General features: G+C 50.4%; 22 protein-coding genes, 1 tRNA gene and 2 pseudogenes. 8 read left to right on the top strand and 17 right to left on the bottom strand.

All coding sequences use genetic code 11. The features are described 5' to 3' along the window. Window positions 1-13: 13 nt before the first annotated feature. The gene (yghU, locus tag AC791_RS01715) at window positions 14-880 is read right to left on the bottom strand and encodes a glutathione-dependent disulfide-bond oxidoreductase (protein WP_049838754.1); all 867 of its coding nucleotides are present in this window, start codon (window positions 878-880) and stop codon (window positions 14-16) included. Between the two features lie 199 nt (window positions 881-1,079). On the opposite strand from yghU, the gene gss reads away from it, so the two are divergent. Next, window positions 1,080-2,945, top strand: a complete 1,866-nt coding sequence (gss, locus tag AC791_RS01710; protein ID WP_049838753.1) for a bifunctional glutathionylspermidine amidase/synthase — start codon at window positions 1,080-1,082, stop codon at window positions 2,943-2,945. 47 nt (window positions 2,946-2,992) lie between these two features. Here the strand turns inward: gss and AC791_RS01705 are convergent, their stop codons facing one another. From AC791_RS01705 to AC791_RS20695, 6 genes are all read right to left on the bottom strand, one after another. Continuing rightward, window positions 2,993-4,393 (bottom strand): DUF1996 domain-containing protein, encoded by a 1,401-nt coding sequence (locus tag AC791_RS01705; protein ID WP_049838752.1) that lies wholly within the window; start codon window positions 4,391-4,393, stop codon window positions 2,993-2,995. Window positions 4,394-4,549: 156 nt separating this feature from the next. After that, entirely contained in the window at window positions 4,550-6,367 is a 1,818-nt protein-coding gene (locus AC791_RS01700) for a glycoside hydrolase family 15 protein (protein ID WP_049838751.1), read from the bottom strand. 70 nt (window positions 6,368-6,437) lie between these two features. Continuing rightward, a complete protein-coding gene (locus tag AC791_RS01695; RefSeq protein ID WP_049838750.1) occupies window positions 6,438-7,331 on the bottom strand; it encodes an SDR family oxidoreductase in 894 nt (297 codons plus the stop codon). Window positions 7,332-7,689: 358 nt separating this feature from the next. Continuing rightward, window positions 7,690-8,598 carry a nucleotidyl transferase AbiEii/AbiGii toxin family protein gene (locus AC791_RS01690; RefSeq protein ID WP_049838749.1) on the bottom strand — a complete coding sequence of 303 codons (909 nt, stop codon included), beginning with the start codon at window positions 8,596-8,598 and terminating at the stop codon, window positions 7,690-7,692. Then, on the bottom strand, window positions 8,588-9,127 hold the full coding sequence (abiEi, locus tag AC791_RS01685) for a type IV toxin-antitoxin system AbiEi family antitoxin (RefSeq protein ID WP_049838748.1): 540 nt from the start codon (window positions 9,125-9,127) through the stop codon (window positions 8,588-8,590). The genes AC791_RS01690 and abiEi overlap by 11 nt, the downstream gene beginning before the upstream one ends. A 123-nt stretch (window positions 9,128-9,250) precedes the next feature. Beyond that, window positions 9,251-13,321 carry a hypothetical protein gene (locus tag AC791_RS20695; RefSeq protein ID WP_228136865.1) on the bottom strand — a complete coding sequence of 1,357 codons (4,071 nt, stop codon included), beginning with the start codon at window positions 13,319-13,321 and terminating at the stop codon, window positions 9,251-9,253. A gap of 248 nt (window positions 13,322-13,569) precedes the next feature. On the opposite strand from AC791_RS20695, the pseudogene AC791_RS20850 reads away from it, so the two are divergent. Continuing rightward, window positions 13,570-13,677, top strand: a pseudogene (locus tag AC791_RS20850) (peptidase); the annotation flags it as partial. Between the two features lie 30 nt (window positions 13,678-13,707). Continuing rightward, a pseudogene (locus AC791_RS20690) lies at window positions 13,708-14,150 on the top strand (hypothetical protein). A gap of 181 nt (window positions 14,151-14,331) precedes the next feature. On the opposite strand, the gene AC791_RS01670 reads toward AC791_RS20690, so the two are convergent. Continuing rightward, window positions 14,332-14,407: transfer RNA gene (locus tag AC791_RS01670), tRNA-Phe, on the bottom strand. A gap of 105 nt (window positions 14,408-14,512) precedes the next feature. Then, window positions 14,513-15,232, bottom strand: coding sequence for a DUF554 domain-containing protein (locus AC791_RS01665; RefSeq protein WP_049838747.1), 720 nt, complete (start codon window positions 15,230-15,232; stop codon window positions 14,513-14,515). Between the two features lie 503 nt (window positions 15,233-15,735). On the opposite strand from AC791_RS01665, the gene AC791_RS01660 reads away from it, so the two are divergent. Beyond that, a complete protein-coding gene (locus tag AC791_RS01660) occupies window positions 15,736-17,868 on the top strand; it encodes an ornithine decarboxylase (RefSeq protein ID WP_049838746.1) in 2,133 nt (710 codons plus the stop codon). Window positions 17,869-18,138: 270 nt separating this feature from the next. Beyond that, window positions 18,139-19,014 (top strand): ROK family protein, encoded by an 876-nt coding sequence (locus AC791_RS01655; protein ID WP_049838745.1) that lies wholly within the window; start codon window positions 18,139-18,141, stop codon window positions 19,012-19,014. Window positions 19,015-19,086: 72 nt separating this feature from the next. Here the strand turns inward: AC791_RS01655 and mltC are convergent, their stop codons facing one another. The 3 genes from mltC to mutY all read right to left on the bottom strand — a co-directional run bounded on the left by mltC (window position 19,087) and on the right by mutY (window position 21,683). Then, entirely contained in the window at window positions 19,087-20,169 is a 1,083-nt protein-coding gene (gene mltC, locus AC791_RS01650) for a membrane-bound lytic murein transglycosylase MltC (protein WP_049838744.1), read from the bottom strand. 153 nt (window positions 20,170-20,322) lie between these two features. Further along, complete coding sequence (locus tag AC791_RS01645) at window positions 20,323-20,598, bottom strand: oxidative damage protection protein (RefSeq protein ID WP_049838743.1); 276 nt, start codon at window positions 20,596-20,598, stop codon at window positions 20,323-20,325. A 26-nt stretch (window positions 20,599-20,624) separates the two neighbouring features. Further along, window positions 20,625-21,683, bottom strand: coding sequence for an A/G-specific adenine glycosylase (mutY, locus tag AC791_RS01640; protein ID WP_049839052.1), 1,059 nt, complete (start codon window positions 21,681-21,683; stop codon window positions 20,625-20,627). Between the two features lie 148 nt (window positions 21,684-21,831). Here mutY and trmB point away from each other — a divergent pair, with 148 nt between their 5' ends. The 3 genes from trmB to AC791_RS01625 are packed head-to-tail and all read left to right on the top strand — an operon-like array spanning window position 21,832 to window position 23,645. Then, window positions 21,832-22,551, top strand: a complete 720-nt coding sequence (gene trmB / locus AC791_RS01635; protein WP_049838742.1) for a tRNA (guanosine(46)-N7)-methyltransferase TrmB — start codon at window positions 21,832-21,834, stop codon at window positions 22,549-22,551. After that, complete coding sequence (locus AC791_RS01630) at window positions 22,551-22,877, top strand: YggL family protein (protein ID WP_049838741.1); 327 nt, start codon at window positions 22,551-22,553, stop codon at window positions 22,875-22,877. The genes trmB and AC791_RS01630 overlap by 1 nt, the downstream gene beginning before the upstream one ends. Before the next feature lie 51 nt (window positions 22,878-22,928). Then, the gene (locus tag AC791_RS01625; RefSeq protein WP_049838740.1) at window positions 22,929-23,645 is read left to right on the top strand and encodes a DUF2884 domain-containing protein; all 717 of its coding nucleotides are present in this window, start codon (window positions 22,929-22,931) and stop codon (window positions 23,643-23,645) included. 216 nt (window positions 23,646-23,861) lie between these two features. Here the strand turns inward: AC791_RS01625 and AC791_RS01620 are convergent, their stop codons facing one another. The 5 genes from AC791_RS01620 to AC791_RS01600 form a co-directional block, all read right to left on the bottom strand. Next, complete coding sequence (locus tag AC791_RS01620; protein ID WP_049839051.1) at window positions 23,862-24,227, bottom strand: endonuclease domain-containing protein; 366 nt, start codon at window positions 24,225-24,227, stop codon at window positions 23,862-23,864. A 135-nt stretch (window positions 24,228-24,362) separates the two neighbouring features. Further along, entirely contained in the window at window positions 24,363-25,499 is a 1,137-nt protein-coding gene (gene hemW / locus AC791_RS01615) for a radical SAM family heme chaperone HemW (RefSeq protein WP_049839050.1), read from the bottom strand. After that, window positions 25,492-26,085, bottom strand: coding sequence for an XTP/dITP diphosphatase (locus tag AC791_RS01610; protein ID WP_049838739.1), 594 nt, complete (start codon window positions 26,083-26,085; stop codon window positions 25,492-25,494). The genes hemW and AC791_RS01610 overlap by 8 nt, the downstream gene beginning before the upstream one ends. A gap of 7 nt (window positions 26,086-26,092) precedes the next feature. Beyond that, entirely contained in the window at window positions 26,093-26,383 is a 291-nt protein-coding gene (gene yggU, locus AC791_RS01605; RefSeq protein ID WP_049838738.1) for a DUF167 family protein YggU, read from the bottom strand. Then, window positions 26,380-26,943 carry a YggT family protein gene (locus AC791_RS01600; protein ID WP_049838737.1) on the bottom strand — a complete coding sequence of 188 codons (564 nt, stop codon included), beginning with the start codon at window positions 26,941-26,943 and terminating at the stop codon, window positions 26,380-26,382. The genes yggU and AC791_RS01600 overlap by 4 nt, the downstream gene beginning before the upstream one ends. Window positions 26,944-26,961: the final 18 nt, after the last annotated feature.

Genomic DNA, 26,961 nt, shown 5'->3' with positions numbered 1-26,961 from the left:
GCGGGATGGGCTATCAGGATTGACGCTGGTCTTCAGTTTGCGTGTCGAAGTCGCTGGCGTCGTGACGTTCATGAAGCTGCTCATTAAGCGGACCGAAGGTGCGGTTAACTATTCGTCCCCGTTTCACTGCCGGACGGCTGGCGATGTCGTTAGCCCAGCGCAGCACATTCTTGTAACTGCTGGCGTCAAGGAATTCCGCCGCATCATAAACGTTGCCGAGCACCACATTACCGTACCACGGCCAAATCGCCATATCTGCGATGGTGTACTCCGCTCCCGCAACATATTGATGAATTGCGAGCTGCTTATCCAGAACGTCTAACTGACGTTTTGCCTCCATGGTAAACCGGTCGATGGCATACTCAATTTTCACCGGAGCATAGTGGTAAAAGTGACCGAAGCCGCCGCCGAGGAAGGGGGCAGAGCCCTGAAGCCAGAACAGCCAGTTCAGCGTTTCAGTACGTGCTGCCAGCTCATTCGGCAGGAACGCGCCATATTTTTCAGCCAGATACAGCAGAATTGCGCCGGACTCAAACACCCGGACAGGCGGCGTTGTCCCGTGATCGTACAGCGCCGGAATTTTGGAGTTAGGATTAACGTCAACAAACCCGCTGGAGAATTGATCGCCTTCACCAATGCGGATTAGCCAGGCATCATACTCTGCACCACTGACCCCTTTTGCCAGCAGCTCCTCAAGCATGATGGTGACCTTCTGACCATTGGGCGTGCCCAGAGAGTACAGCTGGAGCGAATGCTTACCTACCGGAAGGGCCTTTTCATGCGTAGCCCCGGATATCGGGCGATTGATATTCGCAAATGCGCCGCCGCCTTTGCGATCCCATGTCCATACCTTCGGCGGATGATAGTGATTTTCTGACATGCTGCCTGCCTTATTGTGGTTGTGTTGTGAGGTTGGCGGTCAGACTGGACGTTAAGCCAACGCCACGGTCTGAACGTGAATTTTTACCTTACCGGATCATGGTAGCGGTTAATCGGGTGTAAGATAAGTCGACGTCTGTTCACTTAGCACAAAGAGCAGGGTGTATTCTGCTCAAACGGTATTAGGTAAGGTAAGGTTCATGAGCAAAGGAATTACCCATCAGGATGCCCCGTTTGGGACACTTCTCGGTTACGCCCCCGGCGGCGTGGCTATCTACTCATCAGATTACAGTTCTCTCGACCCCAAATATTATGCCGATGACGCGGCGTTTCGTAGTTACATCGACAACGAGTATATGGGGCATAAATGGCAGTGCGTTGAATTCGCCCGCCGTTTTCTGTTTCTTAACTATGGTGTTGTTTTTACCGATGTCGGTATGGCGTGGGAAATCTTCTCCCTGCGTTTTCTGCGTGAGGTCGTCAATGACAACATTCTGCCGCTACAGGCATTCGCCAACGGTTCACGCCGCGCCCCGGAGGCGGGTGCGCTGCTTATCTGGGATAAGGGCGGCGAGTTTGGCGGTACCGGACACGTCGCTGTTATCACCCAGTTGCACCAGAATCGGGTCAGGATCGCCGAGCAGAATGTGATCCATGCGCCGTTGCCTCCAGGTCAGCAATGGACCCGTGAGCTAAGGCTCGACGTGGAGGATGGCTGCTATACGCTGCGCGATACGTTCGACGACACCACCATTTTAGGCTGGATGATCCACACAGATGAAACCCGGTTCAGCCTGGCACAGCCGGATACTGTCGGTGAGGCATTAGCGATACGCGGTGAGCGTTTGCCGGATAAAACGCGGTTTGACGGCAAGTGGCTTAACGAGCAGGATCCGCTGCAACATGCTTATGTGCAGGCCAACGGGCATGTGATTAACCGCGATCCGGCGCAATATTTTACCATTACGGATACGGCCGAGCAGGAGCTTATCAAGGCGACGAACGAGCTGCATTTAATGTATCTGCACGCCACTGATAAAGTGATGAAGGACGATAACCTGCTGGCCTTATTCGATATTCCTAAAATTCTCTGGCCACGCTTGCGCCTGTCGTGGAAGCGACGTCGCCACGATATGATCACCGGGCGCATGGACTTCTGTCTTGATGAGCGCGGGTTAAAAGTTTACGAATATAATGCCGACTCAGCCTCCTGCCATACCGAGGCGAGTCTTATCCTCGATCGCTGGACGCAACATGGCTACAAAGGCGAGGGATATAATCCTGGTGAAGATTTGCTGAATGAGCTGGTGGGCGCATGGAGACACAGTAACGCCCGTCCATTCGTACACATCATGCAGGACAAGGATGTTGAGGAAAACTACCATGCCCAGTTTATGCAAACGGCGCTGGAGAAGGCCGGGTTTGAGAGTAAAATCCTGCGCGGACTGGAAGCGTTACGCTGGGATGATGCCGGTCAGTTAATTGACGACGACGGTCGGCCGGTAAGCTGCGTCTGGAAAACCTGGGCGTGGGAGACGGCAATTGAGCAGGTACGTGAGGTCAGCGAAACCGAATATGCCGCTGTGCCGATCCGTACCGGTCATCCGGAATGCGAGGTCAGACTCATCGACGTTCTGCTGCGTCCGGAAGTCATGGTTTTTGAACCGTTATGGACCGTTATCCCCGGCAACAAAGCCATTCTGCCGATCCTCTGGTCACTGTTCCCGCACCACCGTTATTTGCTGGATACCGATTTTGTCGTGAATGAGGAGCTGGCCAAAACCGGCTATGCGGTCAAACCGATTGCCGGTCGCTGTGGCAGTAATATTGATTTAGTGAGTCATCAGGAAGAGCTGCTGGATAAAACCAGCGGTAAATTTAGCGAGCAGAAAAATATCTATCAGCAGCTGTGGTGCCTGCCGAATGTGGCGGATAAATATATTCAGGTCTGCACGTTTACCGTCGGCGGACGCTACGGCGGCACGTGTCTGCGTGGTGATGATTCATTAGTCATTAAGAAAGAGAGTGATATCGAACCGTTAATTGTGGTGAAAGCAGCAAAGTAATGTAAACGTTGTGGAGCCTGCATCCTCAGGCTCCACAATGATAATACTTAAATCTCTTTTACGCCCTGAAAGCCATTCAGCATCAGAACCAGGCTTTCACGTGATGAAGCCGGATTAAACTCATAGGTATTTCCCTGACGGTCGCCGCCAATATACCAGGAAATTTCACTTTTCCCTTCTGCCAGTGCTTTGCGTACTGCTTTATCAACATCAACATAACGGTATTCACGAGAATAGTTGAGGTAGAGCGTGGCATCAGAGCTGTAGCGTACTTCGGGGCGCGTATTCCAGGTGACGGTTTTCGCATCCCAGTCGCTGTTGGTCGGATAGAAGAAAATCTGGTCAGCTCCATTTTTCTCAACTTTACCGCCGTAAATGCGAATGCGGTATTTAAACAACGTGGTATCCATACCGGCAGGTAAATGTGGGATCTTGAATTTTACCAGCGTCATCGTTTCCGGATGATTTGTCCGTCCGCCATTTTTCCAATCATCCTGGATTTTCAATGTATCCGGCGTCGCATTCGTTTCCGTCGGTTTATCGCTGCTTACCCACGTATTTTCTGCTTTTGAGTAAGCCCATGGAACGTTGGTGCCGCAATCCATATTGTTATTCATGCACAAGTCGGTCATAAAGCGGGTGGCATCTTCTGTCCAGCCATTCATAAAATCGGCATGGGCGGTGTAAATACTTCCCCAGTGCTCTTCACGCTGGTCGCCGTGCATTGTCGGGTCCAGAGACAACTCAACTTTTGACGTGTCCATAGAGGTAATTTGCGGCAGAACATACGCAATGTTCATATTAACCGTCGGAATTTTTACCGGGAAATCAGCAGGGCATTTACCGCTGGTATCATAGGTGGCATTGCTATGCCCATGTGCAGGTTTCAGGTTAACGCCGTCCCAGCAGTTAGGGAACGCGATGCCGATATTAAACTGTACGGCATCTCCTGCCTTGCGCAATCCACAGACCTCACCCGCTTTGTTGGTGTACCCTTTACCGTTAGCGCAGAGGAATGAAATTCTGGAGCTTGGTGCTGTACCATGGTGATCGCCTGCCAGTAATTCCAGTCCAGCCGGGAAAGGATGCAGAGGATATTTATCGACGTTATTCGCCTGATAATACGTCTTTTGATAGGCTGGAGTGACGACTTCCCCGTCTGGCAATCTCAGCGACGGAGCCCAGTATGCCGAGCCATCGGCCTGGTTATCGCAGCTGGTCTGCGGGTGCTCTCTCAGCGTCTGATAGGTTGAAAAAGAATCGGTAAACTTGTTGCCAAAAAAATCATGCCACATGGCCTGTCCGCTTTTGCCGAACATCATAATGGCATCGTCGCCGAGAGTATGATGATAAGCACAAACGGCTTGTGCTTGCGGACCTGCGTGGGCAGTAAAAGAACAGAGGGCAAGGGCGGACATCAGTCCTGTTGTTATTGCGGTTAATTTCATCGTAGCGTTCCTGCTGAGTGTGAAAGACAGCAGAATTAGCAGGAATGCTTGCTGGTAACGAATCATTAGGCCCCATATTATCTCATTTTTTATGATGAGATTGATGATTGGGGCAGATGATATTGTACAGATATCATCTGCCCGGGGGCTGCATGGTTATTTACCGTGATGCGTAATCGCCCGCGCCGCAAAAATCAGCGCCAGATGGCTAAGGCCCTGCGGCAGATTACCGGTCCAGGTACGTGTTTTGACATCAAACATCTCATTAAAGGTCTCAACATTTCCTTTATCGCACAGCGCGTTGAGGATCTCCTCCATGGCGTCTTCCGCTTTTTGTGACTCTCCCATTACCGCCCAAGCTTCCACCAGCCAGAAAGAGCAGGCGACGAAGGTATTTTCTTCTTTTTCGACGCCGCTATAACGATAGAGCATTGCACTGTCATGACCCAGTTCGCGGCGGATAGCCTGATAAGTGGACAGCATCCGCTGCGGATTAACTTTTCTACCGTAACGGTGCACCAGCGCCATTGAGGCATCCAGACCGCCGTCACTCCCGCGATAAAACAGATATGCCTGTTTGCTTTCACTCCAGCAGTGACTTTCTATCCAGTCGCGGATGCGATCGCGCTCTCGCTGCCAGCGCAGGATCCACGTCGGTTCAATATATTTCTCTTCAGCCAGTTTGACGGCCATATCCAGCGCCAGCCAACAGGCCATTTTGGAGTGCGTATAATGCTGAAGTTCTGGTAATTCCCAGATACCCGAGTCTTTCTCGCGCCAGCGATCGGCACAACTGTTTGCCAGCTCGCCCAGCAATCGTGACGTCGCCAGATCCAGTACATTTCCGGCATTCACAAACAGCCAGGCCGTGGCAAGCATATCGCCGTACATACTCAGCTGACTCTGATCGCGTGCATTATTGCCGATGCGCACTGGCTTCGAATCTTTATAGCCGCGCAGCGGCGGATAAGACTCCTCCGGCACCATCTCGCCTTCCAGGGTATAACAGGCGTGTAACTGGACACCATGGCGGAGAATGGTTTTCGACAGCCAGGAAAATGCCGCTTTACACTCTTCCAGTGCGCCCAGGAGGACAAACGCTTTAATGATTAGACACGCGTCACGGATCCAGGCATAGCGGTAGTCATAATTTTTCTCCCCGCCAATGCCTTCCGGCAGGGACGTTGTGGCCGCCGCTGCCAGCGCTCCGGTTGGTGAATACCACAGGAACTTTAGCGCCAGCGCTGAACGTCCCACATGTTTCCGGTAGCGACCTTCATAACTCAGGCCTTGCGCCCAGTCACGCCAGGCGATGTGGCTGGTTTCGATACGGTTATCAATCGCTGAGAGCGGCGGTACGGCCAGCGGCTCTTTTTCCGTTACCAACAGAGCAACCAGCGTACGGGAGCCAGGCTGGGTGGTCAATCGCGCAACAATATGTTCATCATCTTCTTCAACGATTTCGACATCATCGCTGGTACGGAGCATCGCCATCAGATCGGCTATGTGATACACATTGCCCTGACGGGTCTCTGCCATCCATGGTGAACGGGTTTCTGCCCGGGTGCCGAAGCGCAGGGAGAGATTAAGCGTCATATCGCCTTCAATGCCTTCCACGCGCCGTGCCAGCTCGCTCCACGGTAGCCGCCCTGCTAATGTGCTGTTAATTGACTCTGTCAGCAGCACTTTACCGGTATTCGTTTCAAAACAGGTTTCCAGTACGTTGCTATCCTGACGATACTGGCGCGTAACTTTATAAGCACCTTCCGGCTCCAGCTGAAAAAAACCGCCAATCTCAGGATCGAGCAGACGATCGAAAAGGGGAGGGGAGTCAAGATTAGGTGCGCACCACCAGTCAATTGAGCCATCGGGCGCAATCAGCGCAACCGAGCGACCTTCACCAATGGCTGCGTAATCGCCGAGCTCGGCAAAGCCCTCTCTGCGCACGGGAGAGTGATATTCTGTGTTCTTCACTTTTAAGGTCCAGATTTTGTTAAAAAAGGCTGCCGGATGGCAGCCATAATGGGCAAGAAAATATGCTTACTTACAGGGTGCCGGTACCACCGTCAGAGCACCATACCTGACCGGAGGTATAGCTGCTTTCTGGTGATGCCATGGTGACATACAGCGAGGCAATTTCGGCTGGCTGCCCGGGGCGACCCAGCGGTGCGCTGGCACCAAACTGTTTTACTTTTTCTTGTGGCTGACCGCCGCTGGACTGAAGCGGCGTCCAGTAAGGGCCCGGCGCTACAGCATTGACGCGGATACCGTCTTTACCCAACTGCTGTGCCAGTGACTTGGTAAACGTCACGATACAGGCTTTGGTCTGGGCATAATCCAGCAGGATTGGGCTTGGCTGATAGGCCTGAACCGAGGAAGTATTGATAATGCTGGCCCCACGCGGCAGATGGTCGATAGCGGCACGGGTGATCCAGAACATTGCATAAACGTTAGTCTTAAACGTAGCGTCAAAATCTTCTGTGGTCAGCGTTTTAATTGATTCGTTAAACTGCTGGCGACCGGCGTTGTTAACCAGGATATCCAGCCCGCCGAGTTGACTAACGGCTTCTTTTACCAGTTTCTCACAGAATTCTTCAGAACGAATATCGCCCGGGATCGCAATCGCTTTACGGCCTTCTGCTTCAATAAGTTTAATAACTTCTGCCGCATCAGACTCTTCTTCAGGCAGATAGTTAATCGCGACATCGGCCCCTTCACGGGCATAGGCGATGGCAACTGCACGGCCGATACCGGAATCACCACCGGTGATCAGCGCCTTACGTCCGCTCAAACGGCCTGAGCCACGATAGCTGGTTTCACCGTGATCGGGAACCGGGATCATTTTGCTGGCAAGGCCAGGTACAGGCTGCGGTTGCTCTACAAAGGGTGGAGTAGGGTATTCCGGTGCGAGAGAGGTTTTTTTAGTTTGCTCAGACATGCTTACTCCTTGAACATCGTTTCAGGTGTTTTTAAGCCTGGCAGATATGTGAGGTTTGTCACGTTTGAGTCGATAAAAGTTGGATAAATACACGTTAAAATACGTTTTAAAATGTTATTTTATATTTCGATAGAAGAGCATCTTGTTGAAAGAAAAGAGTATTATGATAGGTGGGTTGCCTATACGTACTATTTTTCAATGCTACCACATCCGCAGGTCTGTTTTTGGTTAATTATCAAAGTGCGGAGTTTAATCCGTATTTTTTCTTGTAAATCAAAACAGTAGACTTAAATGTGAAAAATAATTTTGTTTAGATACTCCAGTTTAATTCCTTCAATACTTTTGTCTGCCATAATTTTCAAAACTCTGGCGCAGCATTACCCTGAAAATCCCGTTGTACCTGCTGCAATAATCCTGTGATTTCTGCCGTTAAAAACACGAAAAACTTTTCTTTATGCAGTGTGCGCTCCTGTACTTCCTGCGGGATAAAACGCGCCATTTCGTTACGGAAGGCATCACCTTTAATAATTTCTGGCAGGCGCTCCAGCATGGCAGCCAGCTTTTGCGGGTAATCGCCAATGAAATAATCGGCCACTTTATTGCGTATCCAGTCAATACGTACCCTCGCTCCCTGCTGCTTCAGCCAGCGTAGATCCCAGATATCGCGGTGGCGTACATAACGCTGTGTATTAACCAGTGAAACTAACTTATCAGCCATGATTTCATCCAGCGTTTCGGCTAATACCAGCGTGTCGAAATAGCCTTCGGGCAGGAAGTTATAGTTTGCCTGTAAGGCTTTAGGCTCTCGCGAATAAGAAGGAATATTCGCCACTTCGATTTTGATCCGTTGTCTGGGGAGATCCCGTCGTTCTGGCGCAGTAATAATAGAAACCTGCCATTTATCCACGTTCAGGCCTGCGTATTCAGGCTCGTCCTTTAAATCTGCCGGTTCTTTAACGGAAACCTCAAAGCCATAGCGGTCGCCAATATAGTGTTCCAGACAGGTTTTCATGGCTTGTAATTGTTTACTGTTGAAATTGACGCCGCCGGAGAAATCTAAATCTTCGCTAAAGCGTGGCGCACCGTAACACAGACGCAGCGACGTTCCTCCCTGAAAGGTCAGTTGATCCAGCAGTCCATTTGCGTCAAGGCAAAAAAGGATATCGTAATGGAGTAGCTCTTTCTCAATCACCGGACGCATATGGGAACGCCCGGAAACCTGTATGGCAAGCTCAGTGAGTTGAGTAAAATTGGCTTTATTCGTCATTCAATAGTGCCTTCTCATTAACCAGATGGACATTACGCCCCACACGTTTTAAATCTCGCAGGGCGCATTCTGGTGTGGCTATTTTTAACGGACGGTTGGTTGGAACCATACCTACTAGAATATCCTGCTGCTGGCGTTTGGTATGTGTGAACTCAATGGTGCCAAACGGCGTAGGGTAAGTCCCTTTCCTGCCGGTTGTCATGACGGTGAGTCTGTCGAGGGGGATTTGTGAAATGATGCCGTATTCGCTCAATGCTGACTCAAGGCTGACGTAGTTGTACTCACCACGGCGTAGCGCTCTGGCGATATGCTCAATCGCGTAACTGTCGCGGCTATGGGCGAGGTTAAACAGGTAGATACCCCGCACCGGTCGGGCAAGGATGCCTTCTTTTACCAGACGATTTAATCCTGCCTGAAGGGTTTTGGGATTATCTTCGGCAAAAATCTTGCTGAGATCGGCAAGGGTAAAAACATAGCGCCCTTGTTTGTCCCACTGTGTCAATCTTTGAAGTGCGGTTGATCGGTTCATAAGTGGACGCGAATGCTAGGTTTACAGGGTCTTGGTGTCCACATAACTATAGCGCCATTTTAAGTAGACGTCAAAGCGCTTTTTTTATGGTTTTAATGTCTACTTACTTAATTGCCTATGTTGCTAATGTTGATAATTACTCTGCCGTGAAACATCTAAAACGAAAACATCAACCAGACCACGGAGATCAACCGGTAACTTTGCTTCAATACTGATTTTAAGCTCCTGAGCGGTTTTAATTCCGTGGGTTTTGCGGCCAGCAACGGTTTCGCTTTCACCAAACCATATGACAAGAAAGATACCCTGCTGCTCAGCATCAGGATGAATGGAATAACGCTCATAAAGTTGGGCTGAAGCGGCAGAATATAATTCCCTGTGCCATTGGCCTTTGACTTCAGTAACCAGCAGTCGTCTTTTCCCGTTAATCAACTTAGAGGCTGTAAAGTCACTTCTGTTTTGACCTTTTAACTGATGCTCAGGCGTTATAGATATGCCCTGGGGTTCTAGCCTTAAATTGAGACGTTCAGCAATGATTTCCGTGGATTTTACTTCATCAAGACGTTTGTTTTTCTCATAGAAGCGATCTGCCGAGTTAAACTCCCCGCCATCAATCGCTTTCTGGAAATCATGAAGCTCCTGAAGAACTAACTGACGCAGGCCCTCAACAGTAACGACTGAGTCACAATCCAGACGTTGAACTATCTCATCTGGCGTCGGTGGTTCAAAATCCCTGAGCGCTTTTCTTCTGATCTGATCGGCGTATATGCTTCGCAACTCTTTATGTAGATTGGTGAAACGTGGATCATTGAGAAGACGGTTCAGCACCGGTATTGCATTATCGGGAGTATCCGAGTTAATTGACCAAATCAAATCAGTCAAAAAGCGGTAGGCTTTCTCTTCTTCAGGGCTATCACTACCCCAGCTATCAGGTAGATCAACACGCGGCCAGTGTCCAATGAAAGCGTCTAAAATGGCTTCAACCTTAATTGAGGCGAGTTCCGGCCAGGCGCGGTGTTCGCTTCGATTCATATGTCCAGAACGTTCATAAAAATGCAGTAAATTATTTTTATCAGATTTTAACCATGCCCAATAAGTATCCGTAATGTTCTCCATAAAGTAGAATTCACGTACCAGCCAGAATATTCGCTTACGTTCAATATTCTCATTTTCTGTCGGGTTGAGCCAGCCTGACATCATCTCTGAGCAACGCTCTGCAATAATTTCTTTTAAATCCTCACGTTCGCCATATTGAGCGGCAATTTCAAAAAGTGTATCTACTGAATTAAGGGACACATCGGGGAAACGACGAAGCCATTCAATGGAAAGTTTAGCGCGTGAATGACTAAAAACCTCTTGTCTACTTAATATCCATATTTCAGGGTGAGGGCATGGCTGAGCGAGTTGGGGTTTAACGTACTGTCGGAGATATTTTTCCGCACTTTCGCTGTCAGGAAAAATAAGCCGGTCAACCTCCACTTGTAGCGCATCACGTTCCTCCGTTGAAACTGAGTTGTATCCCATGTGAATGTGTGTTCTTAGCACGGTGAGAAGTGCAATCTCGACGCGCTCAAGACTACCTTCTGCTCGCAAAATCTCCAGACAGGCGGCATATAAAATCCTCTGAGAAAGCGTATGCTTGGATTCACAATGCAGGGCTGCCAGTTTGGAAAGTGTGGGAACCTCGGGAGTAATAAAATCCAGACAATTTCGCAACGCAGTCCGAACCAGTTTCTCGTCACCAAATTCTAATTCAATTCTTTCTGGATTCATGAGCACAAGTTCCGCAAAACGCGCCAGACAACGCCAGTGACGGCCACGTTCTACAATGTCTCTGTTCTCATTAACAAATTTTATGTTTCTGGCGTGGATCTCTCGTTGCTTTCTGTCACGGCGTTTCATCTTTCGGCTATGTCTGAATCTCCGGAGTTGGCTCTTCTGCCCGGATAATTTCATGGCATTGTTGTATCGGGCCCATTCGCGCATAAATGCGGGCCTGGAGAGGGCATGCTGACGCATTTGTGCCCGCAAATCATCAGGGCCTTGCTCTTCCTTGTTTCTGTAACGTTGGTGGTTGACAAGGAAACTCGCCCACAGGTCAACATTATCTGCTTCAAAAGCCAGATTAAGGATAAATTTATAGTCATTCCTTCGTAAATGAAGGCCTGAATGTGAGTGCAGATGCCCGTCGAATTTTTCTACTCTTGTGTTGAATATTTCATTACGATCCGTTAAAGGCCCAAATACATAGGCAATGATCCCCTGACGAAGTGTGTCATTTTCCCGAAGCACTTGTACCGATTTGCTTTGATCGGCCTGACATTGGTGATGAAAATTGAGATTACCTGTCCATTGCCAGATCCTGACAGGGTCAAACGGCGCTTGAGCTAATTCAAAATAGCGATCGACCATTGAACCGACGATCTTGCTTATTCCATTGCGACAATCACACTCATAGGACTTTTTCCCACAGTGGCAATGTAGATTATGGGTTAATTCGTCCAGAAGAAATTCAAGCATATGCTGTGGAAAACAGGATATGAGCCTCTTAATAAAATAACGAGAGCCGACCACTCTTTCGAATTGTTCTTCGTGACCGGGATAGAGATTCGCACAGACGCGGAAGAATCCAGAGAGATATGTGTGGTTAAATTTTTCTGGCCCTGTGACTTCGATGACGTTGGCTGCAATATTGAGCGAAATATGACTGGCTTCAAAAATTAAAACGGCTAAAGTGCCAATGAAATCATATTCTTTGACATTGAGTAAGCATCTGCTTGCTAAGGTACGAATGTGTTCAGACTCGTCGGGATTTAAAGTAAGCAGGCTTAATTCAGGTACCAATTGACAATTAATCGGAGAGTCTGTCAGAAGTTCTAAAATCAAACCACGTAAATGACCTTCATTGCCCATTGTTAAAAGTGGTTTTATTTCTTCAATAACGTCTTGTGTGAAGAAACCAGCCGCGCTAAACCGGCGCCAGAAATCGTTTCGACGAAAGTAAGGGTCCGCGACTTCAATCTCTTTGAGTTGATAGATAAGCTGTCGTTTCGATGAGCGTTCAAGCTGCGATGGATCGCCGTTTGCGAGTACCGCATAGGCGTCAAGCTCAATAATGGATCCCTGTACCGATCTGTTGCCTAATGCTGCCATCCATCCGAGTAGACCTCTCAACTCATCTCTGGCAATACCGTTCGGTGCAATAACAGGCAAGCACTTTGGTAAAGTGAGGACATCCACAGGATCGGCTATTCGTTTAATGAGATAATCCGCTGCGCAGTATTCAGCGACAATCTTGTGGACCGGGCGGTGCTGGTCTTCCTTATCGCCGGGCTTGAAAAGCTGAGTTGACAATATTTCGTAACAGGCCGCACTTCTGTTAAACAACGCTTGCAGCATGGGATACATCCGGTTTGCCGTCACGTCGATGGTGCTGACTCCCTCTGCGCCCGACAACAGAAGTTTGGTATAAACCTCGGCAGAAAATGAAATCTTCTGTGCAACTGAAAGAGATACAGGGACTTTCGGGATATCTGGATTGACTTCCTTAGCCAGTCGTTCGACTGCTAAAGCAAAGATTGAACGTTTGTCAGCAAATCGTCTGTCACTTTCTAAATAGGCATCGGTGAACATTTTCAGAAACTGAGGGTTTGGTAACAACATATCTAAACTAAACCGTGCTACTTCGGTCTGGAATGCAAAGAAGTCTTCTTCTGGCGCATGGTGCTTAAAGATGGCGTGTTGTTCGTCTTGATCGAACTCTCTCAGCCTCACAACCATAGGGGAGAAACCAAGAAATTTTTCAAAAATACTGGTAGAAGCCTGTCCCCATTCGCTTGATCTGCTCGACATGATTACGTGAGTTGGCTTAGATGTTCTGGCGAGTGCAAGGAGTTTATGAATACCAGATTGATCGATCCTGGCGACTTCATCAACAGCGTCGATTATCAGTGGGCTATTTTCTTTATCGGCACCCGCATAAGCAAATACGCTGGCATTTGAGACAGAAGTGTTCAGTTGCAGAGCGAGACTTTTCATCAACTCCGTTTTTCCACCGCCGGGTTCTGCTAATACAACTATGTATTTTGAGATAGCCAGCAACGCTGTTTCTGTGTACGTCTTGTCGCCGTGTGTAAAAGTACGTTGAAGATAGAAGGTTGAATTCATCGTTACATAATTCTTCTTATTGAATAGCACGAATATTCCAGTAAAAAAGGAAGTTGTGCCTGATTTTCCTTTTTTACATTAAAGATAGTACGGCATTTTTTCTTTATTCGGGTGGCAATTTTATTAACTGTTGGCCGTATTATACAACTTATTGGCGTTCATCACATTTCGAAATCACGATTGTGCAAACGGACAGGATATTAAGTCTTTTTTGTTATAGTGCACCTGTCTGTGGAACTTTTATTTTCTGCGATCCACCTTCCACAGTCTCGCTCTCGATGGTGGGCTGGGCGAGAGCACCGCAAGGTGCGCCGGTATTCAGAATGGCCGGTAAGGTCACTCTTATTCAGTCCACCTTCCTTGGGATTGACCTCTCTGGTGGCGGTTTTAAAAATCACATACTGGAGACTGCTACTATGGTTATGACCCCAATCCAGACACACCCGTTACTTGCTGCTATCTTCAATGCCGCCACAGACTTTACCGTCTTTGCCGATCACTGCGCCGAAACTCTGATTGAAAGTAAAGGCATAGCGTTAAAAAAGGTACTCTGCGGCAGACTCAACGCCGCTCTGGCGATGCTTCGGCCAAACTGTTAGAACTCGTTCCACCCCATCTTATTGAAAGCCTGATCATCGATATCCTCCCGGCGAATTTTCCTCCGAGTTTGGGCAGGAATGCGCCGAGCTTTGTCACTACTGCCTCGTACTGACGGAAGCAGGGATTTTCTCCTGAAAAGGCGGAACAGTTGAGTTATCTGCTGTACGACCTGATTAACTATTTTGTGACAGAAATGAAAGCTTCATATTGGGTACCTACAGCCGACGGCGAGAGATTTATTGATGGCGAGGCGGCATGATTATGATGCAATCGGACGGCATTCCTCCGACATTATTACAGCGCTAAAAAATCAGGAGGGTTGCTGTCTGCCGTTTCCCACAAATTCAGGCTGGTGCCCTGGAGGCTGGCAAATCATAACAATTGGGATAGCTTTTTCCCAGAAAGCAAAAACCCGCCTTTTGGGCGGGTTTTTTGAATAGTGGTGCCCGGACTCGGAATCGAACCAAGGACACGGGGATTTTCAATCCCCTGCTCTACCGACTGAGCTATCCGGGCAACGGGGCGCATTAAACCGCAATCCCCACGCGGCGTCAATGAAAATTATCAAATTCGCAGCAGACTGCACATTATGCCACCATGTTGGTGAGAATGCAGCCATTTTCAGGTGAATAAGGTGGTCCACAGCGCTGAAAGCGGCATTGCGAGGATAAGCGCCGGGAGCATATTGGCGACCGCAAACATCTTTATACCGCAGATACGCAGACCGGTTGCAAGGAGCAATACACCGCCTACCGCTGAGAAATCTCCCATCATTGCCGGGGTGGTCAGCGGCATAATAAACGTGGCGCAGAAGGCAAGCAGGAGCTGAATGGCCAGCATGGGAAACGAAATAGCCGAGACGGCTAAGCCCAGTGACGTGGCAAAGATGGCGGCGGTAAAGAAGTCGAGAAAGGATTTCGCGATCAAAATGCTGGGATCCCCGGTCATTCCCTCATGCATTGCGCCAAAAATACCGGTTCCGCTGGCGCAAAAGAGAATAACCAGTGCCACCAGATTATTAACGAAAGCCTCATGGGCACCATTAGCCTGAAGCACCGGATTTTTCTTTTGCGCCATTTTTCGCAGACCGTTGATCGCTCCGCTAATTCCACGCTCAACATAACACAGCTCGCCAATCAGCGTGCCCAGTAGCGTAGCCAGTACCATTACCGGGAGATTAGCACATTTAATAACCAGTAAAATCCCAATGCCCAGCGAGCACAGTCCGAATGCGGAGGGCATTGAGACGCGAACACGCTCTGGCAGACGGTGGCTGAGTAGCGCGCCCAGCGCACCGCCCACCAGGACGGCACTGGCATTAATAAAAGGTCCTGTAAGCAAAACGATCCCTCCTTAAAATAGCGTATAAAGGTAATAAAAATACATAGTTATTCATTGCTGGCAGGGCGCCTTACCGGGAAATGCAACGCATTTAATCCATGCTACCGAGGGTAATCCGATCGCCTGAGGGTGCAAAGTACTATTGCATTACGTTGCATTTTTCATCCCCGGTGAATGTTGCGCCAGGCGGTTAAAGGTGCCATTATTGCGCGAATTTTCTTCATTTGCTTACGGGGTTGCCTGAGATGACATCGCTGTCACGACACCGCCTGAGTCATCGCGCGCTGACGCGAAGGCGACGCCGTGCCCTTCCTGCCGTTCTTCTGCCCACCATGCGGTGAGGCATCCCACGCTCGTGCCAGGCTATCAGTAAAATCAGATGCAGTCTGCTTTTACTGATGTCCAGTGGTCGCAGCGGCTAGCTCGCCAGATCCTGACGTTTCGTTGGATAAAGTAAAACTTTATCCGGAGTTTTTATTCTCCCGAAATGGGTATTTACGCCTATGAAATCAATGAAAATTGCCGCCAGCGTTGAGCTGGTCTCCACACTGTCCTCGTCACGCGAGATTGTGACGCTGGACTGTACTGATTTTACCGATGTGGCGGCAGTCGTCATTACTCCGGCAGACAGCCGTAGCGGCATCCTTGCGCTACTCAAACGCACGGGTTTTCAGCTGCCGGTATTTTTATTTGCCGCCGAAGAGCCCCTTCCTGAAGGCGTGATCGCCAGTCTTCACGGTAGCGCACAGGAGTGGCTGGAAGTCGAATCGGCGGCATTACGCTACGAAGAAAATCTGCTCCCGCCGTTCTTTGATACGCTCACACAATATGTGGCGATGAATAACAGTACCTTTGCCTGTCCGGGACATCAGCACGGCGCGTTCTTTAAAAAACATCCTGCCGGACGGCAGTTTTTCGATTTCTTTGGCGAAAACGTATTTCGTGCAGATATGTGCAACGCAGATGTTAAGCTGGGCGACCTGCTTATTCACGAAGGGTCGGCTAAACACGCACAGAAATTTGCTGCCAAAGTGTTCCATGCGGATAAAACCTACTTTGTACTCAACGGAACGTCGGCGGCCAATAAAGTGGTGACTAACGCGCTGTTGACGCCCGGCGATCTGGTGCTTTTTGATCGCAATAATCATAAATCGAACCATCATGGTGCACTAATCCAGGCCGGGGCAACGCCGGTATATCTTGAAGCGGCGCGTAACGCTTTTGGTTTTATTGGCGGGATTGATGATCGCTGCTTTAACGATAGCTATTTACGCGAGGCCATCCGGGCCGTTGATCCGGAAAAAGCGGACCGGCCTCGTCCGTTCAGAATGGCGGTGATCCAGCTTGGCACCTACGATGGCACCATTTATAACGCCCGGCAGGTTGTCGATAAAATCGGTCATCTTTGTGATTATATTCTGTTTGATTCAGCATGGGTTGGCTACGAGCAGTTTATCCCGATGATGGCTGACAGTTCGCCGCTGCTGCTGGATCTGAATGAAAACGATCCGGGGATTTTCGTCACCCAATCGGTACATAAACAGCAGGCCGGATTCTCCCAGACTTCGCAGATCCATAAAAAAGATAACCACCTTCGTGGGCAGGCGCGCTTTTGTCCACATAAGCGTCTGAATAATGCGTTCATGATGCACGCGTCCACCAGCCCCTTCTATCCGCTATTTGCGGCACTGGATGTGAATGCCAAAATCCATGAAGGGGAGAGCGGACGCCGTTTGTGGGCAGAATGTGTGTCACTTGGCATTGATGCCCGCAAGGCAATTATCGCCCGCTGCAAAATGATTAAGCCCTTTATTCCACCGCAAGTAGACGGGCGGGCGTGGCAGGATCATCCCACTGAAACCATCGCCAGCGAGCGGCGTTTCTTTAGTTTCGAGCCGGGGGCTACATGGCACGGTTTTGAAGGCTATGCCCGCGAGCAATATTTCGTTGATCCCTGCAAACTGCTGCTCACTACGCCGGGCATTGATGCGGAAAATGGTGAGTATACCGATTTCGGCGTTCCGGCGACGATCCTTGCGCACTACCTGCGTGAGAACGGGATCGTGCCGGAAAAGTGCGATCTTAACTCGATCCTCTTTTTACTGACGCCTGCAGAGAGCGCGGAGAAGCTGGCACAGCTGGTGGCGATGCTGGCGCAATTCGAACATCATATTGAAGACAACACGCCGCTGGCGGACGTGCTGCCGACCATTTATAACAAATATCCGGTACGCTACCGCGACTATACGCTGCGCGAATTATGCCAGGAAATGCACGACCTCTACGTCAGCTTTAACGTCAAGGAGTTGCAGAAGGCCATGTTCCGTAAAGCGAGTCTGCCGACCGTGGCAATGGGCGCGCAGCAGGCCAATAGCGAGTTTATCCGCGGCAACGTTGAGCTGGTTCGTCTGAGTAAGGCTGAAGGACGCATTGCCGCCGAAGGCGCGCTGCCGTATCCGCCTGGCGTGCTTTGTGTCGTGCCGGGTGAACTCTGGGGTGGAGCGGTTCAGCGTTATTTTCTGGCGCTGGAAGAGGGCGTCAACCTGCTGCCGGGCTTTTCGCCGGAATTGCAGGGCGTCTACAGTGAAACCGATGCGGATGGTATTAAACGTTTATACGGTTACGTGCTGAAATAAAATCTGGCGGAGCGGGTGAGTCTGAGCCTGCTCCATTTTTTGCTCTCATTCATACGCTCAATAACCCACACCAATCATGGCACATTTTCTGTTTGCAGAATATAGCCAGTATATTTTGCGATAAATAAAACATGTCCCACATAGTCAAAATATAAACTCATCTGCGTATTGAGCTAAGAATGCAGACGATGTTAAAGAATAGCATTCGGAATCTCTCTAATATATTCAATTAATAAATGAATATGATGGAATAATAATTATGGAGGATACATGGCAATTGTAGTCTTTGACTGGGGCGGCACAGCAATAAAACACGGCGTCTGGGAAAATGGAGCGTTAGTTAAGACGAACGCCATAAAAACGCCTGCCAGCTGGCCGGCAATGAAAACGCTTCTTCTGACGCTTTTCCAGCAATACCAGCAGGATTTTACGCCAGAGGGCATCTCGGTTAGCGCACCGGGTAATGTCGATCCAGATGCCGGGATCATCGGTGGATTAAGCGCTATTCCTTACATTCACCGCTTTGCGATTGTTGATGAACTGACGTCGCTTTTCGGTTTACCTGTGCATATTGAAAACGATGCCAACGCCGCTGGCATCGCCGAGGCCACGCTGGGGGCCGGCAAGGGTAAGCCACGCGTCTTATTCGTTATTGTTGGTTCAGGCATCGGAGGCGCTATTGTTGAAAATAAGCGCCTGCAACGGGGATGCCATAAATATGCCGGCGAGTTTGGCCTGATGACGCTTGACGGGGAGAATACTTTCAGTGAACTGGGCACCGCAGTAGCGATGGCAAAACGTTACAACCAAAAAGTGTCTGCTGCGGTGGCGTTCAGCGGCGCTGAGGTTTTCGCGCTGGCGCAGCAGGGCGACAATATTGCTCAACAGGAAGTTGACCGGTTTTATCGCTGGATGGCGACCGGACTGTTGAATTTGCAGGTCTGCTACGATCCTGATGTTATTATTATTGGTGGTGGTATTTCCGCCAACAGAGCGATATTTGAAGGGATACGTCAGCACCTTCATGCTCGGGTACGTGAGAAAAACCTTCAGGAATTTATGCCGGACATAGGCCTGTGCCAGTATGGCAGCGATGCCAATCTGGTTGGTGCGGCGGTGAATTTCGAACAAAGAACCCAGCGATAACCGGGTTAACGATGCCCCTGAACCGGGGCATCCGTTTTTACCGCGTTTTGCCGGCGGTGGCGCCGCCCGATCCTATTTTCTGCGATATATTTTCTGGGTACTGTTGACCTTATAGAGATAACGACGCGATTCCGCTGACGGATGGCGGGTCGTAATGGTCTGATAAAGGTCTCCCGGCGACATCGTGTTGATCATCGCTGCTGCCTGTGCCTTATCTGCGGAGAACATGCGCAGTACGCTACCCGCTCCGCCGTTATAAGCGGTGATCACCGCATAACGGCGCGAGGTCGGATTGCTGATCCCGGCCAGATAGACGTTGTTGAGCATGGCCAGATAGGCAGTACCGGTATCAATGTTATTCGCCGGATCGAACAGGTAGCTGCGATCGGGCATTCCGCTTTTCCCCTGGATTCGGAAAACATCTTTACCAGCCGTATGTTGCACCACCTGCATCAGGCCCAGCGCATCGGAACGGCTGACGGCATAGGGGTTGAATGAGGATTCAGTTTGCATAATGGCAAGGATTAAGGATTCATCAACATTATACTTTCGCGACGCCTGACGGACCATGCCAACATATTTGTGCGCACGTTTATCCAGGTGGTTTGCAACCAGATCGATGGTGATGCTGTAAACGATGTGTAAGCCATTATTCCGGCTTTTCATGCGGTGTTGCAGCAGATAATCGGCGAAGCGCGCCGCACGCCACTCCCAGCGAATCGGTGCACCGTTGTTATCAACTACCTGCCCGTATAAAAACGGTTCTTTTGAGATCTGGATATCGTCGGCATCGGAGTAGAGATCGATAGAACCCGGATCTTCTCCGATCAACAGCGTCTGGATAATCGCCTGACGCAGGCGCGCCGCCGGCTCCGTTCCTGAGATGGTTTCGATGGTGATCGTACCTTCATCAAAGTTGATGTGACTACGCGTCTGATATTGATCGGTATACTTAACGTAGTCTTTAGGTCCGGCGATCAGAACTTCTTTATAACCCCAGATATTCTCAATGTTATGAGCAAACTGCCCCATCAAAATATCAAAACTATTGGTGTCCTTGACCCAGGCCTCGTTAAACGTCTCACCTTTTTTGGTTGAATCTGAACAGGAGATCAGTAACGGCGCAATAAGGGCCAGCGCAAAATATTTTTTCATTATTGTAGGAGCGTGTGTTGTGTTGTGATAATGGGCAACAGTCCCGGAGACTGATGCCTGGTGGCGCTCGCTTAATAGTCAACTATCGACACGGCTTCACGCAGGGGTGCCTCATCCGGCATAAACGCTGCGCTCAACGTTGTCGGTACACGGCTATTTTTTATCTTGCGGCGTATAGCCTTCAATATGTACATCTTTGCCTTCAAACAGAAAGTTGATCATCTCCTGCTCCAGCAGTTTGCGATGTTCAACATTCATCATATTGAGCTTTTTCTCGTTAATCAGCATGGTCTGCTTATGCTGCCACTGCGCCCAGGCTTCTTTCGAGATGTCATTATAGATGCGCTTACCCACTTCGCCCGGGTACAACTGGAAATCCTGACCTTCAGCGTCACGTTGTAAAAAAGTACAAAAAATAGTTCTGCTCATCGGTAATCCTCTTTATTGGCCGGGCGTTAAACGAGTGCTCCGGCACGTAACTGTTGTAACAGGCGCTCTACAGGCGCAGCCAGTCCTACGGACGGCGGCTGCGCTAAGTTATACCAGAGCGCATTGCCTTCATCCATGCATGAGTGGAAGGAAGACACGGGAAGCCACATGGGCACAATATCCAGATGGAAATGGCTGAATGTATGGCGAAATGCCGTCATCTGACGCAGATTATTAGCGCTAATCTGCCGTTGTGCCAGCCATTCTGTCAATTCCTGCTCAGTAGCAAATTGCGGGAAGCAAAATAAACCTCCCCACAGGCCGCTGGGCGGTCGCTGCGCCAGGTAAACCTCATCATTATGCTGCATTAACAATAAATAACCTGTGCGTTCCGGCAGCGTTTGCTTTGGCTTTTTGCCCGGATACATAGCCCAGCTATGGGCGGCGTATGCTTCACAGCCGTTGTTCAACGGACATAATTCACATTTGGGTTTTGAACGGGTGCAGACCATTGCTCCCAGATCCATCATTGCCTGATTAAAACGGGCAACCCCGTGTGCTGGCGTAACTGCTTCGCTGACGGACCACAGGCGGCTTTCGACCTCTTTTTTACCGGGCCAGCCGGCAACAGCATAGCAGCGGGCCAGCACGCGTTTAACGTTACCATCCAGAATAGGATAATGCTGACCCAGCGAGAGGGATAAAATCGCGCCGGCGGTTGAGCGTCCTACGCCGGGCAAATCCATTACGGCTTCAAATGTCTGCGGAAAGACGCCGCCATGACGCGTAGCGACCTGCTGTGCTGCTTTATGAAGATTGCGGGCGCGGGCGTAATAGCCAAGTCCGGTCCATAAATGCAGCACTTCATCAAGCGGGGCATCAGCAAGATCGGTCACCGTTGGAAAACGCGCCATAAAACGTTCAAAGTAGGGGATAACCGTGGCCACCTGCGTTTGCTGCAACATCACTTCAGACAGCCACACTTTGTAAGGCGTCTTTTCGATTTGCCAGGGCAGAGTTTTACGCCCATATTTGTCGTACCATTCCAGCACCTGAGCTGAAAATTGCGCTGCGTGTAGGGTCAAAGCGGGCTTCCGAATTTGCGCGATTAAGGGCACAGATTCCAGCACAGCAGCGCGAAGCTGTAAATCGGATCTTTGCTATGCTTGCATCCGGCAACTAACTTTGGATAATGCCCGTTTTCCCGAAGACTCTCACAAGCAGACTACTTTTATGAATAACGACGTCATTTCACCGGATTTTGATGAAAACGGTCGCCCGCTGCGCCGTATCCGTAGCTTTGTCCGCCGCCAGGGGCGTCTGACCAAAGGTCAGCAGCACGCACTGGACCACTTCTGGCCGGTGATGGGCGTTGAGTTCTCCGAAGCGCCGCTGGATTTTAGCGTTCTGTTTGGCCGCGATGCGCCGGTTACTCTGGAGATTGGCTTTGGCATGGGGGCATCACTGGTCACCATGGCGAAAGCAAAACCAGAGCAAAACTTCCTGGGAATCGAAGTTCATTCCCCTGGCGTTGGGGCTTGCCTTTCTTCCGCGCATGAAGAAGGCGTGGAAAACCTGCGTGTGATGTGTCACGACGCTGTAGAAGTGCTGCACAAAATGATCCCTGACAATTCTTTAAACATGGTTCAGCTGTTTTTCCCTGACCCGTGGCATAAAGCCCGGCATAATAAACGCCGTATCGTTCAGGCCGAGTTTGCGGAACTGGTCAAGAGCAAGCTGAAGCTGGGCGGCGTGTTCCATATGGCGACCGACTGGGAAGCCTATGCCGTGCACATGTTAGAAGTCATGTCTTCGCTGGATGGATATAAAAACCAGTCTGCCAGCAACGACTATGTACCGCGTCCGGATTCGCGTCCGGTAACCAAATTTGAACAGCGTGGCCATCGTCTTGGTCACGGCGTATGGGACTTAATGTTCGAGAGGGTGAAATAATGGCAAAGCAACGTAGTCGTCGTCTGCGCAAAAAAATGCACATTGACGAGTTTCAGGAGTTAGGGTTTTCCGTTGCCTTCCGTTTCCCGGAAGGGACTGCGGAAGAACAGGTTGATCAAACCATTGATGATTTCATCAATGAGGCTATCGCACCGAATAAGCTGGCGTTTGATGGTAGCGGCTATCTTGCATGGGAAGGGCTGATTTGCCGTGAAGAAATAGGCAAGTGTACCGAAGACGATCAGGCTGCCGTGCGTAAATGGCTGGAAGAACACAAACTCGAAGAGGTACGCATCAGCGAACTTTTCGACGTCTGGTGGGACTAAGAACTACGGGGCTGGCATATGCTGGCCCGTTTTGTCTCTGAGGGAGTATGTATGATGCATAAAGCGCTGCTGGCAGCGGCATTGACGGTAACAACGTTTGCTGCACAGGCAGACTATAAGTGTAGCGTCACACCGCGCGACGACGTGATCCTGATGCCGCAAACGGTTCAGGTTAAAGGCGAGAATGGCAATCTGGTGATCGCACCCGATGGCGGCGTGATGTTTAACGGTAAACAGTATAATTTGAACGCCAGCCAGCGTGAACAGGCAAAAGATTATCAGAACGATTTACGCAGTGCGCTGCCGTGGATCGACGATGGCGCGCGCAGCCGGGTGGAGAAAGGCCGCGCGGCGCTGGACAAAATTATTACCCAGCAGGTCGGGGCCGACAGCAAAATGCGCAACCGCCTGACTAATCTGGATGCACAGCTGAAAGAGCAACTGAACAAGATCATAGAACGTCGCAGCGACGGTCTGACCTTCCACTATCAGGCTATCGACCAGGTTCGGGCTAATGGCCAGCAATTGGTTAATCAGGCGATGGGCGGTATCCTCCAGGACAGCATTAACGAGATGGGTGCGCAGGCCGTGACTAAAGGCGGCAACCCGTTACAAAGCGTGCTGGGCAATCTCGGTGGCCTGCAAAGCGCAGTCCAGAGCGAATGGAAAAATCAGGAAAAAGATTTCCAGCAATTTGGTAAAGATGTGTGCCAGCGGGTGATCTCGCTGGAAGACAGCCGCAAAGCGCTGGTAGGCAGTTTGAAATAAGGGGCTACACCCTAACCCTCTCCCTCAGGGAGAGGGGACGCCCCGTGCGCGTGTTCGGTTTGTTCCACCTTAAATTACACCGAATGCTGACTGGCTCCCTCTCCCTCAGGGAGAGGGGACGGCCCGTGCGCGTGATCGGTTTGTTCCACCTTAAATCACACCGAATGCTGACTGGCTCCCTCTCCCTCAGGGAGAGGGCAGGGGTGAGGGTGGCCGTTATGGCATATAATCACTCCCGATACTCTTGCCCGCCAGAGTGCGTGCCTGTAATCGCGCGAGGATCGTCATCAATACGCCTTCTTCAGACTCACGCAGCGCATTATTCCAGAAGCGCAAAACGTCCCACCCTTTTGCCTTTAAAAAAGCCGTTCTTGATAAATCATACTCGAGCTGATCTGCATGTTGACCACCGTCCAGTTCGACAATTAATCGGGCTTTGTGGCAGGCGAAATCAACGATATAGGGGCCGATGGCCAGTTGCCGGCGAAATTTAAACCCATAAAATTGTCGCCCACGCAAAAGCATCCAGAGCTGCATTTCTTCCGGCGTGGCATTTCTTCTCAACATCCTGGCGTTAATCATCGCGCTATTATGATTAAGCGTTATGTCGCGGGTGTAAAAAGAGCGTAAATCTGGAAGATGCTTCGCAATACATTTCAGGCGGGATAAGTCTGCCGTCGCTGACGCCAGGAATCTGGCGTGGCGCACGGCCGCATATTAATCTGCGAGGAACAGTTCCAGCAGGGAGTTGAGGAATAACTTACCGTGCTGCGTTATTTGCCAGCTTTCTGCGCTTTCGGTGAGATATCCCTGCGCAATCGCCGCGTCAATCTGCTGACGAATAACCGTTTCTGGCAGCCCGGTATAATCGGTGAATTCCTGGCGTGGAGCGGGCTCCAGCAGACGGAAGCGGTTCATAAAGAACTCAAACGGTTTATCCGCCAGCTCGACATCGCGTTCACTTTCAGAATAGCGTCCCTGCATGTAGCCGCGTGGATGACGCGTTTTCGTTGTCCGTAAAATGCGCCCATCCGGGAACGTCACCTTACCGTGTGCACCGCAGCCAATGCCGAGATAATCGCCAAAGCGCCAGTAATTGAGGTTATGTTGGCACTGATAACCTGGTTTTGCATATGCTGACGTTTCATACTGCTGATATCCGGCAGCGCTAAGGAGCTGATGACCGCGCTCGAAAATATCCCACAGCGCATCGTCATCCGGCAGCACGGGTGGACGAGAGCCAAATAGCGTGTTGGGTTCGATAGTCAGTTGATACCACGACAGATGCGGGGGAGCCAGGGCGATAGCCTGACGTAAATCATCCAGCGCCTCGTCCAGCGTTTGATCCGGCAGGCCGTGCATGAGATCGAGGTTGAAGCTGCGCAGTCCAAGGCCGGCGGCCAGTCGTGCAGCGCGTTTGGCCTCTTCCGGGCCATGAATACGTCCCAGACGCTGCAATTTCTGGTCGCTAAAGCTTTGTACACCGATAGAGATTCGATTAATACCTGCACGCTGATAATCGACAAAGCGGTCAGCTTCTACCGTCCCGGGATTAGCTTCCATGGTGATTTCTGCATTAGCCGCCAGCGGCAGGCGCGACCGGACGCCATCCAGCAGCGTCTGCATGCCCGGGCCAGAAAGTAGGCTTGGGGTGCCACCGCCGATAAAAATAGTCGCAATCTCACGCCCCTGAGCGTAAGCGATATCGCCGTCGAGATCGCTCAGCAGATGCTGAACGTAGTCGTCGTGCGGCACTTCGCCTTTCAGCGCATGAGAATTGAAATCGCAGTACGGGCATTTCTGCACGCACCACGGAATATGAATATACAGGCTCAGAGGCGGTAAATTAACGATCACGCAGCGCGTCCAGTAACAGTTTCAGTGCCTGCCCTCGGTGAGAAATAGCGTTTTTCTCTTCGCGAGTCAGTTCGGCTGCCGTTTTACCTTCTGACGGCACAAAGAAAATCGGATCGTAACCAAAACCGCCGTGACCTGCGGCCTGACGGGTAATGACGCCGGACCAGCTACCGTGACATACCAGCGGCGTGGGATCGTCCGCATGACGCAGGTACACCAGTACACAATGGAATTGTGCATGGCGCTGCTCGTCAGGCGTCTCTTTCATTGCCTCAAGCAGCTTTTCCAGATTCTGCTGGTCGCTGGCATCTTCACCGGCATAGCGTGCGGAATAAATGCCCGGCGCGCCGCCCAGGACGTCAACAGCCAGCCCGGAGTCATCCGCAATCGCGGGCAGGCCGGTTATCTGCGCTGCATGACGCGCTTTCAGAATGGCGTTCTCAATAAAGGTCAGGCCGGTCTCTTCGGGGGACGCTACGCCGAGATCGGTTTGCGCAACAACATCAAGACCAAAATCGCTAAGCAGTGAGGCCAGCTCACGCACTTTCCCGGCATTGCCGGTGGCGAGGACAACTTTTTGCATACAATATTTACTCTGTTAGGGCCGCAACGTTTGCCGGAATATGCTGCGGATGAAGAATTTTGACCTGCTTATGGCGGCCCAGCTCGCCCTTTTCAATCATGACCTGGCTTTTTGCTACCCGAAACTGTTTGGCGAGGAATTTGATCAGATGTGCATTAGCCTGACCGTCAACCGGCGGGGCAGTGATGGCGACTTTCACTTCGTCGCCATGCAGGCCAACAATGCTGTCGCGGCTGGCTTTCGGCTGAATATAGAGCCGTAAAACCAGGCCATCCGACAGCGATTCAACTGCACTCATGCCCATCCCCAGATATAGGCCAGCGGCACAGCGACATTGGCCAGTAGCTCCATCACCCCCATATTAATCACGTACATTATTAATACGAGGATCATAGGAGAGAAGTCTATGCCACCCATTGACGGCAGCAATTTACGAATCGGACGCAGTAAAGGCTCTGTCAGCTGGATTAAAACGAATTCCACCGGGCTTCGTCCCCGACTGACCCAGCTCATAATCGCCATCGCCATCAGTACCCAGAAAATGAGCGAGCCGACCGTTTTGATAAGCACCAGCGCCGCAGAAAAAGGCAGCAGCAGGCCGCTAATCGTAATATACGGGTTGAGAAAAACCTTTACGATACACAACACCAGTGCGATCAGCAGCGAGGCTGTATCAACAGGTCCCATGGCCGGAATAAAACGGCGCAGCGGACCGACAATAGGCTGGGTTGCCTTAACGATAAATTGGGCAAAAGGATTATAAAAATCACAGCGCGCCCACTGCATCCAGATGCGTAAAAGCAATATCATCGTATAAATCTGGATGACCAGTGAAAAGAGAGTGGACAACGTATTCATAGCGTTCCTCAGTTTTCC

The sequence above is a fragment of the Klebsiella sp. RIT-PI-d genome (assembly GCF_001187865.1).
GTDB lineage: Bacteria > Pseudomonadota > Gammaproteobacteria > Enterobacterales > Enterobacteriaceae > Superficieibacter.
Note: the sequence above shows the minus strand (reverse complement) of the source record. Positions and strands in the feature narration are given on the sequence as shown.